The sequence below is a fragment of the Flavobacterium sp. KKT103 genome (assembly GCF_055640565.1).
Genome location: NZ_CM145766.1, coordinates 2,872,186 through 2,889,654 on the forward strand (window position 1 = coordinate 2,872,186; position 17,469 = coordinate 2,889,654).

The 17,469-nt window shown below is 33.4% G+C and carries 18 protein-coding genes and 1 tRNA gene; 11 read left to right on the forward strand and 8 right to left on the reverse strand.

Translation table 11 applies throughout. The features are described 5' to 3' along the window. Positions 1–5: 5 nt before the first annotated feature. The 6 genes from ACZ2G0_RS12345 to ACZ2G0_RS12370 form a co-directional block, all read right to left on the reverse strand. On the reverse strand, positions 6–599 hold the full coding sequence (locus ACZ2G0_RS12345) for a 2OG-Fe(II) oxygenase (protein WP_470307841.1): 594 nt from the start codon (positions 597–599) through the stop codon (positions 6–8). 159 nt (positions 600–758) lie between these two features. Continuing rightward, positions 759–2,222 carry an AAA family ATPase gene (locus ACZ2G0_RS12350; protein WP_300288251.1) on the reverse strand — a complete coding sequence of 488 codons (1,464 nt, stop codon included), beginning with the start codon at positions 2,220–2,222 and terminating at the stop codon, positions 759–761. Between the two features lie 75 nt (positions 2,223–2,297). Continuing rightward, the gene (locus ACZ2G0_RS12355) at positions 2,298–3,416 is read right to left on the reverse strand and encodes a vWA domain-containing protein (RefSeq protein WP_300288252.1); all 1,119 of its coding nucleotides are present in this window, start codon (positions 3,414–3,416) and stop codon (positions 2,298–2,300) included. 251 nt (positions 3,417–3,667) lie between these two features. Beyond that, entirely contained in the window at positions 3,668–4,045 is a 378-nt protein-coding gene (locus tag ACZ2G0_RS12360) for a YchJ family protein (RefSeq protein WP_470307842.1), read from the reverse strand. A gap of 10 nt (positions 4,046–4,055) precedes the next feature. Beyond that, complete coding sequence (locus ACZ2G0_RS12365) at positions 4,056–4,283, reverse strand: hypothetical protein (protein ID WP_470307843.1); 228 nt, start codon at positions 4,281–4,283, stop codon at positions 4,056–4,058. Positions 4,284–4,294: 11 nt separating this feature from the next. Next, positions 4,295–4,444, reverse strand: a complete 150-nt coding sequence (locus ACZ2G0_RS12370) for a hypothetical protein (RefSeq protein WP_470307844.1) — start codon at positions 4,442–4,444, stop codon at positions 4,295–4,297. A 311-nt stretch (positions 4,445–4,755) separates the two neighbouring features. On the opposite strand from ACZ2G0_RS12370, the gene ACZ2G0_RS12375 reads away from it, so the two are divergent. Together ACZ2G0_RS12375 and ACZ2G0_RS12380 are read left to right on the forward strand one after the other, a co-directional pair. After that, the gene (locus ACZ2G0_RS12375; protein ID WP_470307845.1) at positions 4,756–7,599 is read left to right on the forward strand and encodes a PAS domain S-box protein; all 2,844 of its coding nucleotides are present in this window, start codon (positions 4,756–4,758) and stop codon (positions 7,597–7,599) included. Next, complete coding sequence (locus ACZ2G0_RS12380) at positions 7,596–7,991, forward strand: response regulator (RefSeq protein ID WP_300288984.1); 396 nt, start codon at positions 7,596–7,598, stop codon at positions 7,989–7,991. The genes ACZ2G0_RS12375 and ACZ2G0_RS12380 overlap by 4 nt, the downstream gene beginning before the upstream one ends. Here the strand turns inward: ACZ2G0_RS12380 and ACZ2G0_RS12385 are convergent. Beyond that, positions 7,988–8,536, reverse strand: a complete 549-nt coding sequence (locus ACZ2G0_RS12385) for a hypothetical protein (RefSeq protein WP_470307846.1) — start codon at positions 8,534–8,536, stop codon at positions 7,988–7,990. The two genes, ACZ2G0_RS12380 and ACZ2G0_RS12385, sit on opposite strands and share 4 nt — an antisense overlap. Before the next feature lie 83 nt (positions 8,537–8,619). Between ACZ2G0_RS12385 and ACZ2G0_RS12390 the strand changes: the two genes are divergently transcribed. The 7 genes from ACZ2G0_RS12390 (at position 8,620) to ACZ2G0_RS12420 (ending at position 14,460) form a co-directional block, all read left to right on the forward strand. Continuing rightward, positions 8,620–8,868 (forward strand): hypothetical protein, encoded by a 249-nt coding sequence (locus ACZ2G0_RS12390; protein WP_300288986.1) that lies wholly within the window; start codon positions 8,620–8,622, stop codon positions 8,866–8,868. Between the two features lie 162 nt (positions 8,869–9,030). Next, entirely contained in the window at positions 9,031–9,471 is a 441-nt protein-coding gene (locus ACZ2G0_RS12395) for a KTSC domain-containing protein (RefSeq protein ID WP_300288987.1), read from the forward strand. 521 nt (positions 9,472–9,992) lie between these two features. Beyond that, positions 9,993–10,754, forward strand: coding sequence for a DUF4369 domain-containing protein (locus tag ACZ2G0_RS12400; RefSeq protein ID WP_470307847.1), 762 nt, complete (start codon positions 9,993–9,995; stop codon positions 10,752–10,754). Positions 10,755–10,793: 39 nt separating this feature from the next. Then, on the forward strand, positions 10,794–11,162 hold the full coding sequence (locus tag ACZ2G0_RS12405; protein WP_470309846.1) for a TlpA family protein disulfide reductase: 369 nt from the start codon (positions 10,794–10,796) through the stop codon (positions 11,160–11,162). A gap of 173 nt (positions 11,163–11,335) precedes the next feature. Next, a tRNA-Tyr gene (locus ACZ2G0_RS12410) sits at positions 11,336–11,417 on the forward strand. Between the two features lie 499 nt (positions 11,418–11,916). Then, positions 11,917–13,674, forward strand: a complete 1,758-nt coding sequence (locus ACZ2G0_RS12415; RefSeq protein ID WP_470307848.1) for a sensor histidine kinase — start codon at positions 11,917–11,919, stop codon at positions 13,672–13,674. A 495-nt stretch (positions 13,675–14,169) separates the two neighbouring features. Continuing rightward, complete coding sequence (locus ACZ2G0_RS12420; protein WP_470307849.1) at positions 14,170–14,460, forward strand: putative quinol monooxygenase; 291 nt, start codon at positions 14,170–14,172, stop codon at positions 14,458–14,460. Between the two features lie 68 nt (positions 14,461–14,528). Here ACZ2G0_RS12420 and ACZ2G0_RS12425 read toward each other — a convergent pair whose 3' ends face one another. Further along, positions 14,529–14,747: a hypothetical protein gene (locus tag ACZ2G0_RS12425; RefSeq protein ID WP_470307850.1), complete on the reverse strand. Its 219-nt coding sequence runs from the start codon at positions 14,745–14,747 to the stop codon at positions 14,529–14,531. 234 nt (positions 14,748–14,981) lie between these two features. Between ACZ2G0_RS12425 and ACZ2G0_RS12430 the strand changes: the two genes are divergently transcribed. Both ACZ2G0_RS12430 and ACZ2G0_RS12435 read left to right on the forward strand, forming a co-directional pair. Continuing rightward, positions 14,982–16,289, forward strand: a complete 1,308-nt coding sequence (locus ACZ2G0_RS12430; RefSeq protein WP_470307851.1) for an AAA family ATPase — start codon at positions 14,982–14,984, stop codon at positions 16,287–16,289. Beyond that, positions 16,276–16,920 carry an RloB family protein gene (locus tag ACZ2G0_RS12435; protein ID WP_470307852.1) on the forward strand — a complete coding sequence of 215 codons (645 nt, stop codon included), beginning with the start codon at positions 16,276–16,278 and terminating at the stop codon, positions 16,918–16,920. Before ACZ2G0_RS12430 ends, ACZ2G0_RS12435 begins: the two co-directional genes overlap by 14 nt. Positions 16,921–17,469 lie beyond the last annotated feature (549 nt).

Here is a 17,469-nt window from a genome sequence, read left to right on the forward strand (position 1 = left end):
TAGTATTAGTCACATTTTAGCCAGCCCGTGATACTCATACGAGTCGCTTGGGTTACTAAAACTTCATGAACTAATTCATCACTTTTAAAAAAAACGGTCTTCCCCTGTGTGGGAGCAATCATCTGGTTGTTGTTTAATTGATGAATCAGCAATTGGCCACCATCTGCTGGTTTCCAATCTTGATTTAAATAACTGATCATCGAATATTTTCGGCTAGAGTTGGTTTGAAATTGATCCAAATGCTTTAAGTAAAAATCTCCCTTTTCATATAACGAATAATGAAATTCATAACCCGTAATTCCGGTATAACAGCTCTCATTTAAATAGGCAATAAAAGCTTCAATTTGGACAAAAAAAGCATTTTCGAATTCGTTATTGTGGTTTTTATCCAACCAATAAATCGAATCACTTCGCACCGCACTATCATACGCAATGACATTCGAATTCCCAGTGCCAGCTTCGACTAGCAAATCTTGCTTTTGTAAGGTTATTAGGTGTTTCTTTAAATTATTGGCTAGCTCATCGCTTAAAAAATGTTCGCATATCCCTACCTTATTCTCTAAATAAGAGGCAATCAAAGCTTCAAAGCTGTTTTCCATGGAATTTCCGTTGGCCGAAAGTGATGCCAACAGGGCAAGGTAGACGAAAAAGAATTAGAAAGGACTGTTTGCTAAATATAGTTAGTACAAAGAAAGCATTTGCATAAAAAAAGGATCCAAAAATGAATCTGAATCCTTTTTAAAAGCAACTTTAATGGGTTACAATTTACTAATATAACTTCCGTAGATGTCTTTAAACTGATATCCTTCAGAAATTCTGTCTTTACTTAATTTATTGTATTCAACTAGTGCCCACAAAATAAATTCTTTCATGAAAAATCGATCTTCTTTAGGCAATTCAGGTTGGTACTTTTTGATTAAAATCTCTAAGGGTACAATCGCACCTAAAATGCGCTCGTATTCTTCATCAGAGCTATCGTCTAACAATTCAAATCCGCTTTCAGCAAAAAACCATTCTATTAAATCGGAATATGCTGTTTTTTCATTCGGCTTTTCTAATTTTTCAATCTTAGGAAAATATCCTGGGAAAAAAGTATGAATCGCTGATCCAATAAGATTCTGTGCTACAAAGGCAGCTCCCTCCTGCTCTCCTTCATACACCAACTCCACTTTACCAGTAATAGCAGGAATAATTCCCATAAAATCGGATAAACGAACGGTAGTTTTATCTACTCCTGCCTTCAATGCACGACGTTCAGCTGTACTCAATAAATTTTCATAGGCCGTGATACTCATACGCGCACTCACACCACTTTTATTATCGATATACTCGCTATCACGAGCTTCAAAACTGATTTGCTCCAGCAAATCCTTAGCTAATGATGGCACGTAAACAGTGTCACTTTGCGATGGATCTAACTTAGCCTCTTGAGACGTAATAGTTCTTGCAATCGCAACTGTCTCTGGATAATGCGTAAGAATTTGAGAACCGATACGGTCTTTTAATGGCGTAACAATACTTCCACGGTTAGTATAATCCTCAGGGTTAGCTGTAAATACAAACTGCATGTCTAACGGCATACGCAATTTAAAACCACGAATTTGAATATCTCCTTCTTGCAAAATATTAAACAAAGCAACTTGGATTCTCGCTTGTAAATCCGGAAGTTCATTGATTACAAAAATGCTGCGATTGGCACGCGGAATCATTCCAAAATGAATCACCCGGTCATCAGCATACGATAACTTTAAATTCGCTGCTTTAATGGGATCAATATCCCCAATTAAATCAGCTACAGTAACATCAGGAGTCGCTAATTTTTCAAAAAAGCGGTCGGAACGGTGCAACCACGAGATTGGTGTTGCATCACCCTGCTCCGCAATCAAGTCTTTGGCAAAGCGAGAAATAGGATGAAACGGATCGTCATTAATCTCTGAACCGGTCACAAACGGAATGTATTCGTCTAATAACTCAATCATCTTGCGGGCCAATCTCGTTTTGGCTTGACCACGCAAACCCAATAAATTAATATTGTGACGCGATAAAATAGCACGCTCTAACTCCGGAATCACGGTGTTTTCAAAACCATGAACTCCTTCGAATGTAGGTTTCCCTGATTTAATTTTATCTCTAAGATTGTTGCGTAATTCTTCTTTAATACTTTGAGATTGGTAACCTGCGGCTTTTAATTCGCCTAAAGTTTTTATGTTTTCTATTTTCATGTTTTTAATTTAGTGCCTCAGGGGCAAATTTGTAGTCTATTTTACTATCAGACTAATTGTATCGCTCTTTTACTATTATTTAATTCTCTTTTTACGGTTACTTTCGTAATCTTCAAAAATCATCTCTCCAAGACCTTTCAATCCCGTGTAAAATGCTTTCCCTTGATTGGCTTCGGTAAATTTATTGACAAATTTTTGCAAATAAGGATCATTTGCAATCATAAAGGTCGTTATAGGAATATGCAACTTCCTAGCTTGCTGTGCCTGCGTATAGCACTTATCTACGATGTACTCGTCGAGGCCGTTACTGTTCATATAATAGGAACCGTCTTTTTCGCGCACACAGCTCGGCTTACCATCCGTAATCATAAAAATCTGCTTGTTGGTATTTCGTTTTCTACGCAATAAATCCATGGCTAATTGCAATCCAGCCACAGTGTTCGTGTGAAACGGACCCACTTTTAAATACGGTAAATCCTTAATGGCAATAGGCCAAGCGTCGTTCCCAAAAACCAAAATATCGAGTGTATCCTTAGGGTAACGGGTCGTAATAAGTTCCGCAAGTGCCATCGCTACTTTTTTCGCAGGCGTAATTCGGTCTTCACCATACAAAATCATACTGTGGCTAATATCGATCATGAGCACCGTACTCATTTGGGCTTTGTATTGCGTATCTTCAACAACCAAATCATTCTCAGTCAGCATAAAATCAGCCACACCGTTATTAATTTGAGCATTTCGCAAACTCTCTGTCAAGGAAATGCGTTCAAGACCATCACCAAAATGAAATTCTCTAAACTCTCCCGTGTGCTCATCGCCGTTACCTGCGTGCTTGGTTTTATGATTCCCATTTCCGGAGCGCTTTAAATTGCCAAAAATTTGGTCTAAAGCAGCCTGACGTATCGCTCTTTCTGTTTTAGCGGTAATTCCTAAACCTCCACTTCCATCTTCTCTGACCTCGTCTTTAATGTAGCCTTTCTTCTTTAAATCTTCAATAAAGTCCTCGATGGTATAGTTAGCATCGGTCAATTTATACTCCTTATCTAGTTCACGCAACCAATCAATTGCCTCATCAAAATCCCCTGAGGTATGGGTGATTAGCTCTTTAAAAATTCCAAAAAGCCGATCAAAAGGAGACTGAAACGGCGCCTCATATTGCTTAAAATAAAATCCTTTTTTATAATCGTTTTTCATAATTATAAAATTAGGTCTTTTTAAAGCGGTTCTCAAAAAACGATTATTAATTTTTAGTTAAAACAAGTTTTTAAGGTACAAACCATTTGGGCGTGCCCTCGTTCACAACCATTCGTTTCAGCGGATAAGCCGAATCAACGAGGTCGTGCTGTCCACTCCCAATCCGTGCTAAAAAAGCACGGGATTTCCGCTGCCATCACTCACGCGAAAAAGGCGGTAAAAACATAATAAGGTAGTGCTAGACGACTTAATTAATAAAAAGTCCCATCAACGTAGTACCACAATCCATCCTCTTGAACAAATGTAGAGCGTTCATGATGTATTTGCGGATTTTTAGAAGCATCGATATAATAGGCTCTAAATTCTACAACGGTAGTACTTGCAGTCAAAACTTCTAATTTTTGCCATTGGTTCGCAATAGCCCATTGCAATGAATCTTGTTTTAAATTGCTTGTTTGTGCTGACTTATGCGTAGTAGCAACAAGGTAATCAGCTTGGTGGGTCGCATACGCGCTGTATCGAGAGCGCATCAATTTCTCGGCAGTAGGTGCCGCTGCCTGTCCTGAAATATAGGGTTGGCAGCATAAATCAAAAGTAACGCCTGATCCGCAATAACAAGGAGTTGTCATATAGTTGGAATTAACCGTTTAAAGCAACAATTTTTTGATGCAATTGATTGAGTAAAACTTGGTACTTACTCAGCTCTACTAAATCATCATCATCATCCGAATGATCTAAAATATCATCCAATTGTTCGCTCACTTCCACTAGTTTAGCATTAGCTTCTGTTGCATCCTTGGCAACAATCAAATCAATGATTTCTTGTACATTGGCCTTAAGTAAGGCGTAGTTATCCTCTTGCTTCATAGCTGGTTTATTTATTGATCTGAAGTTTTGGTATCATTAAATTTTTTCACAATTTCTTTCAGTTTTTCCTTTCGGACTCTTTCTGCCTGCTTGGCTTTGTCTTGTGCCTTGTGCAGTTTATCATTGTGCTTCTTTATATTTCTTTCATTATTTCTACTCATACTGTGGTACTTTATTGGCGTTTTAAAGCCACCTCGAAAAGGCAGCAGTTATATGCACATAATTTGATGCAAAGTTCGTTTTTTTTATCCAACAATAGTAACAAATAGGGCGCAGATTCTACAAATGACTATAGTAAACTATTTTACAGAAAATGATTATAGGATTAGTAGTAATCAATACTAAATATTTATAAATATCTAAATAGTGCAATCATTTAGTATTTTTTTTGCAAAACTGAATTCTATCTTAAATGATTTTCTTACCTTTATTTTGGTAAGAACAATAACGCAAACCGCAAACTTGGCAATTGATGAGAGTACAAACTAATTGGTCCAAAATCCTATATTGGTACATCGTTAATCCTAAGTTTATTGGATTAATTGTATTTATAGTGCTTGCAACCATTTTTTCTTTAACGGCAGTGCGACAATTCACTATTGAAAAAGAAATAAAAAAAACCAAAAGAGCTAATACACTAGAGGTTATCAATCAAAATATTGAGCAATCTTTAAAAAATGCCTATATAAGTACATTAACGCTCGCTCTTACTATAGGTGATGACGGCGTGCCTGAGGATTTTGAAGGAATAGCCCAAAAATTATTGAATTCAAATGCGAGTTTAAGTGCTGTACAACTTGTTCCAAACGGAATAGTCAAATACACCTTCCCTGCTAAAGGAAATGAAGCTGCTATGAATTTAAACATTCTTAAGACAGTCGACACAAAGGAAGATGCGCTAAAATCCATGAAATTCAATAAAATGGTTTTTTCAGGACCTCTTGTTCTTAGGCAAGGCGGCAGAGCTATCGTAGGTAGATTACCGGTTTACATTAAAGGGAAATTTTGGGGCTTTTCAGCTGTAATAATTAAATTAGATAAATTTTTTATTGCCGCTGGGGTAAACATTATTGATACTACAAAATATGAATTTCAATTATCCAAGAAAAATTATCGCACAGGTAAAACAGATCTTTTTGTGCTTCAAAAAACCAAATTCACAGATGATAATTTTGTAAAAAGGAGTATTCCTGAGGGACAATGGGATATCTATTTAATTGACAAACAAATGAATCGTTTGCTAATTAATTTAATTGTTAGCCTATTTTTAGGACTGCTTCTAGCGCTAGTATTTGCAATGCTTACTATTTTACTTTTAAATCGAGCGACGCAGTTAAAAATATTAGTAGAAGAACAAGCCTTGAATATTAGAGATAACGAAATTAAATTTAAAACTATTTTTGATCAAGCAGCAGTAGGTATAGCTAATGTAGATATTAAAACTGGCCGATTTATTGAAGTTAACAGCTACTTCTGCAAAATGCTTGGATACACACAAGAAGAAATGAAATTAAACACATTTCAAGCTATCACTCACATTGATGACCTCACTGAAGACATCAAGAATGTAAAAAAATTAAAAGAAGGCGAAATTGATGCCTATACCTTAGAAAAAAGATACTTATCGAAAGATGGAAATATTGTTTGGGGAAATTTAAATGTCACTCCTCTTTTAAACCAGGATAAAAAACAAATTAGTGCAATTGCAATTATCGAAAACATAAGCGCTAGAAAAGCAAATGAAAATACAATCAAAAGAAACGAAAATCATTTCAAAGCACTTTTTGACGATTCTCCCTTGCCAATCAAAGAAGAAGATTACTCGAATGTAAAAATCGAATTGGAATTGCTAGGGCTTGTTAATAAATCGGAGAATGATATTACGATATTCTTATCCAACCACTCGTTAATCCTCGAAAAAATAAGAAATCTGATCAAAATAAATCACGTAAACAAGGCTTGTCTAACTCTTTATCAAGTTCAATCTAAAGAACAATTAATTGAATTTAGAAAGAACAACCTACACACAATTGAATCAGATCATTTTATAAAATTATTAGTTGCAATCGCAACAAGCAAACAAAGGTTTGAAATAGACACCAGTATCATTGATAAAACCAATACCTTACGTTACATTACCTATAAATGGAATGTGATTGAAGGGTATGAAAACAGTTTAGAAAAAACCATTGTAACTACTGAAGACGTTACTGAGCGCAAGAATGCTGAGAAGGAAATAAGTAATTCTCAACAAAAAGTACAATCTTTAATAAATACTATCGATGGGATCGTTTGGGAAACAGATGCAGATGTAAACTTTACTTTTATCAGTAAGAAAGTAGAAGCAATTTTAGGCTACACAAGCGAAGAATGGCTTTCATCAAAAACGTTTTGGGTAGATCACATTTATAAAGAAGACAAAGAATTTGTGCTTAGTTTTTGTATGGCGCAAACAGCCGCCAACATGGATCATGATTTTGAATACCGTATGATTGCTAAAAATGGTAGTATTATTTGGCTCAGGGATATCGTCAACCTTAGTTTCAATGCCAACGGGAAGTTACAAAATTTAAGAGGTATTATGATCGATATTACCAAAACAAAGGAAATCGAAAGTGATTTAAAAAGCTCGTTTAATCTTGTAAGTGAACAAAATAAACGTTTGCTCAATTTTTCATATATTGTTTCGCACAACTTGCGCTCTCATACAAGTAACATCACCTCATTGACAGATTTAATTCTGCATGCAGAAACAACAGAGGAAAAAGATGAACTAATTGAGCTGCTTAAACAAGTAAGTAATGCACTCAACGATACGCTTTACAACTTAAACGAAGTAGTTAATATACAAACTAATTTAAATTTACTAGTTGAGAATATTAAGCTTAAACCTCATTTAGACAACACATTAACCGTATTACGCAACGAAATAAGAACTAACAAAATAGCTATCATTTCCAATGTTTCTGAAGATATTGAAATTCAATACAACCCTGCTTATTTAGAAAGCATACTGTACAATATGATCTCAAATGCTGTTCGATATTGTGATAAAAACCGTCAAAGTGAAGTAAACATAACGTACTCCTGTGAAGATGGGAAAAAGTATATCACTATTCGTGACAACGGAATTGGTATTGACCTGAATCGCAATGGAAATAAAATATTTGGTATGTATAAAACATTCACAGACAACGTGGATTCAAAAGGTATTGGATTATTTATAACCAAAAACCAAATCGAGGCTATGGGAGGTACTGTGACAGTGGAAAGCACATTAGGGGAAGGAACTACTTTTAAAATACAACTAGCATGAACCAAAAGAAAATATGGGTCGTAGATGACGATCTAATTTACAAGACAATAATTAAAAAAATAATCGATAAATCGGCTATTTTCAGCGCTACAACAACTTTTTCTAATGGAAAAGAAGCTATCAATGCTTTGAAAGATGCGATTTCGAATAAAGACACATTACCTGATATTTTATTGCTTGATATCGAAATGCCAGTAATGGACGGTTGGGGCTTTATGGAAGAAATAGCTTTAATAAAAGAGAGCATACCACAGCGCCTTATCATCTATATTTCGAGTTCCTCAATTGCAATAGAAGACAAATTAAAGGCTAAAAATAATCCGAATATTGTGGGATATATGTCAAAACCAATTACGATTGATGATCTTAGGTTAATCGCTGATTTTAATTAAGTTGGCAAACTACTTTTAATTTCTTCCAAGCTTTTCTCGGTAAAAATTAATTGATCGATGATCGTTTTACGTAGCACATCTAAATCTTCATAGTCATAATGCTTGGCCCAGGAGGTTAGTTCAAATAAATTTCGAATTTGCTTAATTATCTTAGTCGTTTCAAAACTAGTTCTTACAATTGCCTTTTGATCAAATTTTGGGTTGTTTTTATGCTCGTAAGTAACAGTTCGGTTTTCATAATCCGCAGCTAAATAGTACAGTTTTTCAATAGCATTATCAGGATAAAATGACTCCCAAAGAGCAAAGCCTAACTTGGTTTTAGAGGCTGACGGAATATCCAAAGCAATTAATCTCCATTTGCTATTAGCCAAACGTCCCCAATGGTGTGACAAACGATACATTCCTTTATCAGTATAATAATAGGTACTACCTGCCTTGCTAGTGAATTGCGCTTTTAGGCCTTTAATTCTACTACTGTCAACTTCTTCAAAAACACAAAAAGTATTCTTAAAAGCATTAGGTGCAGGTTTTATATTTTTTTCCATGTACAAATATAATCAGATTATAGAAAATAGAAAACAACGAATAAATGACTAACTTTGCCGTTTTAATCTCAAAAATAAAAATCATGACAAAAACTTCAGACGAAAAAATGTTACAAAAAGGAGTTTATACCGGAATAATCGAGAAAGATGAAAACAACAACTTTTTTTGTGGTGTTTATCTTTTAGATTACAAGATGGTTGTAGCAAAACACGTTTTAGGCGATTTAGTAACAATTAAATCTGTCATTGAAAATCCAAGCGATATTAGCCACAACAAGTATCCTAAAAAGTCTAAAAACTTTGACAAAGCAAATCATAAACCACAGCAATAACCCCTTTTAATAGCTAAGCAATAGGGTTAAAATAGTGATTTTCCATTTTTTTTTTACCGACCAACTAAAAGCTTAAAAAAAAGTGTACCTTTGCAAAAAATTGTTGTTTTTTAAAATTAGTAGAATAATTTTCTAATTAAAAGACAAGTAGTTACCTTATTTATGAAAAAAATAGTTGAATACCGCAAACTGCTGAACGTAGACAAAACTGCAGAATTAAAAGATTTAAAAACCATTTATCGCAATGCGATGAAAGAATCGCATCCTGATAAATTTCAAGGTGACGAAGCTGGTTTAAAAGCTGCTGAAGAAAACAGTAAAAAAATTATTGAAGCTTACCATTTTTTAGTTAGCATCAATCCAGAAACGATCAAACAAAATTTACCTGAATATACAGAGACAATTAGTACTGCAACCATTACTGATTATAAATTTGTTGAAGGTAGATTAATTATAAACTTTTCTAACGGAAGTGTTTACGAATACATTAGTGTACCTAAAGCAACTTACGTGAAAATGGTTAACGCTGATTCACCAGGGCGTTTTGCTAAAAGACATATCTTAAATTCTTTTACTTGGAGAAAAACAACCAACCAAGATTAGATTTAAAACATCATAGCACTCTTAACCGAGTGCTTTTTTTTTTGTTTACACAAAAACCGTAACTGTTTTCATCTTTGAAACAGTTTCCAACTAAAAGTAGTAGGATTATCATTCTACCAGCAGTTCGTTATCCAATGCTCCCTTTTTAGCAAATAGCCCTACCCTACTGCGTTTGTGGTTTTACTGCAGCTTTATAACACTTCGATACCATACTATTTACAACAGATTATTGAATAGCACTTTTGCTTTCCTACGAAATGATAATCAACTCTTTAAACACCTTAGTCCAAAAAAATATATTTTGGTCTCAATCATGCTTAGCGTAAGCAATCTAAAAAAGCAGAATCACTACTAAATTAACGGCATTAAAGTGTATTTAGTAGTATCAAAGAAAACAGACGCCACAGTTGATAAAAAATCTAAAAAAAATAGCAAATAATAACAAAATTTTAGCTCAGAAAATTGTTAAAGCAATAATATTTTAAATACTTTTGCGACTTAACTCAATTAACTCATTTATAATGAAAAAAATAATTTTATTACTTTCTGCAGCTGTTGTTCTAATCTCTTGCAGCAAAGTTGGAAAAGATGAATACATCATTTCTGGTACAGCAAAAGGTGTTGAAAACGGTAAAACGATTATCTTAGAAAAGCAAGACGAATCAGGAATGGGCTTTGTTGCTGTTGATACCGTAAAAGTTGAAAACGGTAAATTTGAAATCAAAGGTAAAGTTACTGAACCTGCATTTTATACTATTCAATTAGAAGCTGCTGCTTCAAAAGTGCCTTTTATTTTAGAAAGTGGAGAAATTGCTATCGTTATTGATAAAGATAGTATTCAAAACACAAAAGTTTCAGGAACTTACAACAATGATGAGTACGTTAAATTTAACGACGAGATTAAAGTTGTTCAAAAGAAACTAATGACTTTTCAAAAGAGTAACATGCAAGCAATGACTGCTGCACAACAAACTAACGATACGGTTGTAATTAATAAATTAATGAAAGAGTACACTTCTATTCAAGAAGAAGTAGGAACTGCTTCTAAAGCAAAGTACCTTTCATACGCTGAAAATCACCCAAAATCTTTCATTACCGCTTTGATTGTTCAAGGATTATTAATGGATCCATCTACTGATGTAAAGAAAATGGAAACGATTTACAATGGTTTAGATGAAACTATTAAAAATACGAAACCAGGTAAAGCCGTAAAAACAAAACTTGCTGAAATTAAAGCGCCTTCAGTTGGAGCAACTGCTCCTTCTAATGGTGACGCTAAATGAAGTACTGATTTTTCTGCTCCTAACCCTGAAGGTAAAGTAATTTCACTTAAGGAAAGTTTAGGAAAAGTTACAGTAGTCGATTTTTGGGCATCATGGTGTGCACCATGTAGACAAGAAAACCCAAATGTTGTAGCGATTTATAAAGAATTGCATTCAAAAGGTCTTAACATCATTGGTGTTTCTTTAGATAAGGATAAATCAAAATGGAAAGAAGCAATTGCTAAAGACAATCTTACTTGGACGCAAGTTTCAAATCTAAAGTTTTGGGAAGATCCTATTGCGGCTCAATATAAAGTAGAAGCAATTCCCGCGACATTTATTTTAGATGCATCTGGAAAAGTAGTAGCACGCGACTTAAGAGGTCCTGAATTAAGAGCTAAAATTCTTGAATTACTAGCAAAAAAATAGTTCTTTTAGAACAAAATAAAAAATCTCCCTCGTGGAGATTTTTTTATTTTATTCAATACCAAGAGATTAAAAAATAATCCAAAATTAAGTGCGAAATTAATTTGCAGAAACGAAAACTGTTACTATATTTGCCACCGCTAACAACAACAACAAACGTTGTTATCAAAGGCCTCGGGGAGATACTCAAGCGGCCAACGAGGGCAGACTGTAAATCTGCTGACTACGTCTTCGTAGGTTCGAATCCTACTCTCCCCACTAAAAAAAGCTGCAAATTTTTTGCAGCTTTTTTCATTTTCAAATTATCCCTTTCTATTGTCAATATGGATCAAGTTCAATAGGTAGGGATTAAGCAAAAAGAGTAGATAATCTAAACAAGAAGAAATCAATTTTTCGGACTCCACTACTACCACCTGGTACTAATAGCTCATGCCAGCGAACAGATTAGCTTCTTTCTATTTAAAAATGCAAAGCTATTATGAAAACCTTAGATTTTCATTGGTTTCTAGATTTTCAAATTCTTATCATAGACTAAATTAAATAGATAGTTGTCTCAGTGTATATAGTCATAAAATGAAAATTGGTCTATAAGCGCTGATATTCAATGCTAAAAAAGCTACATTTATCTAAAATCCTCATAGTTTCAGTAACATTTTAGTACATTTGTACTTACAACTAATTTTCATTGCTGCTGCGTTTCATAATCAATTACAATGCACTGTTTCTAATTGCAGTACTTTAAATATTAAGCTAACCTATGTTTCCTATTGATATTCGCACTACTTACTTAAGCATTGTTCTCATTAATATTATCAATCTGATATTAATGATTTTGACCTACCTCCAAATTAAAAAAAGATTTCCAGGAACGCAATTAATTCTATTTAGCTTTATAATGAGTGCTGTGGGTAACATATTAGTTTTTCTTCGAACACTAATTCCTGATTGGCTTTCAATTCCGGTAGGTAATCTTTTAATTGTTTCCTCTTGCGTGGTTTTATTGGTTGGCTTTGAGAAATTTTCGAATAGGAAAAGTAATCAAATTCATAATATTGTACTTTTAACGCTCTTTATTCTAATACATAGCTACTTTACTTTCCAAAAACCTAGTTTGTATTTCAGAATGATCAATCTTGCTTCTGTATATGTCGTACTAGCTACGCAAATTGCATACCTTATGCTCAAGAAAGTATCGGATGATACTAAAGAAATTACAAGGAACATCGGGATTATATTTATACTGATAGCTGGCATTCAATTGTCCAGACTGCTTTATTTAGCAAGAAATCAAAATAATAATGACGATTTCTTTAAAGGTGATTCTACCGAATCGCTTTTTATACTGAGTTGGCAAATTATCGTTATTTTTCTTGCCTACAGCATATCGCTTATGTACAACAAGCGGTTAATTACGGATCTCAATACTCAAGAAAATAAATTTTCGAAAGCATTTCACACAACCCCTTTCATCACTGTTTTATCAAATATTACCAATGGTAAAGTATTTGAAGTAAACAAAAGTGTTGAGGAAATTGCAGGCTACAAACCAACCGATTTGATTGGTCGTCAAGCCAGTGATTTGAATTTATGGAAAGAAGTTAGTGACCGCAACCAATTCATCGCTGAGCTCTTAAAAAACAAGATGGTAAAAAACCACGAATATGTATTTAAAAAAGCAAATGGTGACTTTTTCTCCGGTTTGATAACCGCCCAAATCATTACAATCAATGACGAGCAGTGCATGATTTCATCCATAAATGACATTTCGATTCAAAAAGAAGCAGAACAAAAACTTATTGAAAACCAAGAATCACTAAAAGAACTTAATGCCACCAAGGATAAATTTTTCTCGATAATTGCACATGATTTGCGAAGTCCATTCAATGGTATAATTGGTTTAACTGATTTGCTAAAGATGGAAGTTCAAGAAAACAACTATAACGGAATCCTAGAATATGCCGAAATAATAAACAGCTCTTCGCATCATGCCATGAACTTGCTCACCAATTTAATGGAGTGGACTCGCTCTCAAACGGGCCGAATTGCATTTCAACCTAAGATGGTTAAAATCGATGATTTAATAAAGGAAACCTTGGTACTCTTTAGAACCTTGACGGAGCAAAAAAACATTACCATCACACTAGATTTGAACTTAGAGAAGGAACAATATGTAGATCAATCGATGATCGAAGCTACCTTGCGAAACTTGATTTCTAATGCTATTAAATTCACTCCTAACCAGGGTCAACTAAGTATTCGTAGTAGTGAAAAACAGAATGAATTTGATGTAGCAATAGCTGATAGTGGCATCGGAATTAATAAACAAAATCTTTCTAAACTTTTCGAGATAGACAGCACCTACTCTACCGTAGGAACCAATAACGAGGTAGGCACCGGACTTGGTCTTATTTTATGCAAAGATTTTATTGACTACCACCAAGGACATATTTCAGTAGAAAGCGAACTCGGTTTAGGTAGTACTTTTACCTTTTCTATCCCTAAAAAAAATCAATAGTTCAAAACTACTATTCCCTTTATTATTTTCCTTACTTGTTTGTCGCTCCATCAAGATAGTGCTCGTCCAGAGAAATTCTAATTTTTGCTGTAAAGTTGCACTTCCAATCAATTGTTTCTAATAAATTAAGCCTGAAATTAGGTTTCGATTTGTAGTAATCGAGGCATTTATATAAACAAACAAACCTGATTGTGTAACGCAATTGGGTTTGTTGTTTTATAGGATTATCTAACATTAAATCGAACATCAGCTCTTTTAAAATGCTGCATTGTCATATTTTCGTATTTATTGAGAATTTTAGAACCATCAACACCGAAAACCTCCGTAAAACCCATGCCTTCTTGGAAACAGAAAAAGCAAGAGGTGAAACTGTTCTAGAAGGTTTTTTATGTATTGGCAACAAAAAGATTCCACCACAAACAATAACAGAACGTTAAATTAGGCAGCAAAGCCAACCTAAAGCTGTAATTTTGTTACCATAAAAAGAGACAAATCATGAGCAAAATAACGGTTGTGGCCAAAATTGTAGCCAAAGAAGAAAAAAGAGAATTGGTTAAAACTGAATTACTAAAACTAGTTGCCAGTAGTGTTCAAGAAGCGGGTTGTATCAACTACAACTGCCTTCAAGACAATGACGACGCCAATACATTTACAATGTATGAGAACTGGAAAGATGCAGAGGCACTTACTTTACACGCTGCCACGCCTCATTACGTAGCGTTCCAAACTGCGGCCAAAGATGCTATTGCCGAATTTGCAGTGAATAAAATGACTATGCTTGCATAAGTAATACAATATTTAATTTGAAAATGGAGCTTTTGCGACCAATGTGAATACATGGTCCAAAAGCTCTTTTATTTTTGGGTTATAGTTTGAAGATAGTAGTTATTTTTGGAGCTATTTCCAGCTATGCGTTCCCGCTTTTTTAATCTTGCCGAAAAAGGCAAGATTAAAAAGAGCTCCACTTCTACCTGCCTGCCGGCAGGCAGGTCTGGGCTAGGGGTTTTGGGGATGCGAGGATTATTTTTTTTACATAACTTTTCTTTGCACATTTTATATGTAATTTTTTTCATTGTTTTATCTTACATTAGCATAATGAATGAAGTTTCATAGTTGTGATACATACTGCACCTATAATTGGGTGGCTTAGTATGGTTTTATGATACATATAAACGAGTTGGCAGTAAGCTTAAAAAACTGCGTAAACAATCAAATTTTGCAGTTCATTTACAAAATTATAGTTAAAATAAATTTTATTAATATTTTTTAATCGTATTTTTGTAAATGAATTACAAATTTCAATTAAAATGATAGTTAATTTTAGCATTCAAAATTTTGGCTCTATAAAAGAAAAACAAACACTTTCTTTTGAGGCAGACAAATCGAGTCAGCTTGAAGATTATTACGTTATACAAACTAATGGATTAAGATTATTGAAGTTAGGATTGATATATGGTGCTAATGCATCAGGAAAAACTACTATTCTTAATGCTCTCGAATTTTTAAGAGATTTAGTTTTAGAGCCCGAAGAAAAAAAAACAGAACCTCTAGAATTTAAGCCTTTTTTATTAGACAAAACATCAACAAATCTTAATACAATAATTTCTATTGAATTCATTCAAAACGAAATACGATATTTCTATGAAGTTGAATTTAATCAAAAGGCAATAATTAAAGAAATATTAAATCATTATAATCCAACAAAATCTAATGTTTTTAAAAGAACAACTGATATTGATAATCAATTTACAGAGATTTCTTTTGGTAGTAAAATAAAGAAAGATAAAACTTTTGAGAAAACTTTAGAATCAAATACACTTTGGAACAATACTGTTTTAGGTGGATTCCTTAAAACTAATATTAATTCAAAGGAATTAAAAGATGCAACGGATTGGTTTTCAAAATATCTAAAACCACTGATTTTAACAAAAACTGAACTTGATGGATATGTAACATCTAGGATAAACAATTCCGAAATAACAAAAGATGATGTTGTAAATATTCTTAAAAAAGCTGATTTCAATATTTCAAATATTCTAATTGAAGAGGAAGAAGAAGATATTCCTGATGGATTAATTGAGTTTTTAGAGAAAAGAGTAAAAGCTTCAAGTGACAAACTAGATGAAATAAAGAATCGGGGTAAAATTACTTCTATAAAATTAGAATTTGAACATTTAGTAAACCACAAAAAATACACCTTACCTTTTGATTCAGAATCACAAGGGACAAAAAGATATTATGGCTTTGCTGGTATTTTAAGTTTATTAATTAAAAACTCGGTTGCTTTTCCGATTGATGAACTTGAAGCATCACTTCATCCTGATTTATTTGTCCATTTTTTACTTTCCTTTTTAGTAAATTCAAAAAAATCCCAAATTATTGCTACAACTCATAATAGAGAAATTTTAAACAATAAAGATATATTCAGAAATGATGCTATTTGGTTTACAGATAAAAATGAAAATTGTGAAACTGAATTATATTCATTGACAGATTTTGACAGTTCTGTAATAAGAGATACAAGTAATATTTACAATGCATACAAAATAGGAAAACTGGGTGGAGTTCCAAATTTGGGAGACTATTATATTGAAATTACTAATGAGAAAAAATAGAAATATTCCTTTAAAGAGTAAACCAAAATTTGCATTTGTTGTTGATGGCGAATGTGAATTTTGGTATATACAAATGTTAAAAAGGAATGAAAGACAAATTAGTGTTGATTTAAAACCCGAAATTCCTCAAAGAAAAAAACTTATAGACCAATATACAAAAGTTATTGAGCTCTCAAATGACTATGACAAAGTATTTTGGATTATAGATTTTGACGTTATAATTAGTGAAACACGCAAAGCAAAAAAAGGAAAAGAAACTGCTTTGCAAGAATTCAAAAAATACTATATAGATATCGAAAAACGTTTTGAAAACATATACATAATTATCAATAATCCTTGTTTAGAATATTGGATATTATTACATTTTCAAGCAACATCAAAATATTTTGACAATTGTGACGGTGCTACTAAAGAATTGAAAAAATATTTGCCGAATTATGAAAAAACCCTTTCATACTTCACAAAACAAGATGACGATATTTATTTAAAACTTAAATCGAATTTAAGCAATGCAATTATTAATGCAAAAAAGCTAAAAAGTTTAGACTTTGAAAATCCTTTTACTGCAATATCAGAAATGCAGATTTTTTTTGATACCAAAGAAATCAAAAGTTTAACTACACAAGAATAAAAGCCTACTGCCAACCGTCGTTTGGCAATATGGCGGGATTAGGCTTAATTTGAAGATGGGTTTGTACTTGGAAAATTAGTCATTAACCGAAAGATTACGCTTGCTTAGTCCGCCACATCGCCAAGCGACCAAACGTCAGTCCGTGAAAAAACTAAGTTAAAAAGAAAAGGTATTCGGATACCTCTCGGAGAAAAATTTCATACAACCGATTCTCAGGAGGTTTTTTTTGATTTTAGACACAGTCTGACGTTAGTGGCAATTATAAAAAAAATGGATATAGAAAAATATTATCCCGCTCCGCAAAGTATAATTCACAATTCAATTTTCAAACGAAAATTCCCGCTCCGCAAAGTATAATTCCTAATTCAATTTTCAAACTGTAACTACATCGTGAACTCCTCGCTCCGCAAAGTATAATCCCGCTCCGCAAAGTATAATTGTTAATTCAATTTTCAAACGGTAATTCCATCATGAAGGCTGCGCAAATGTCCCCCGCTCCGCAAAGTACAATTCCTAATTCAATTTTCAAACTGTAACTACATCGTGAAC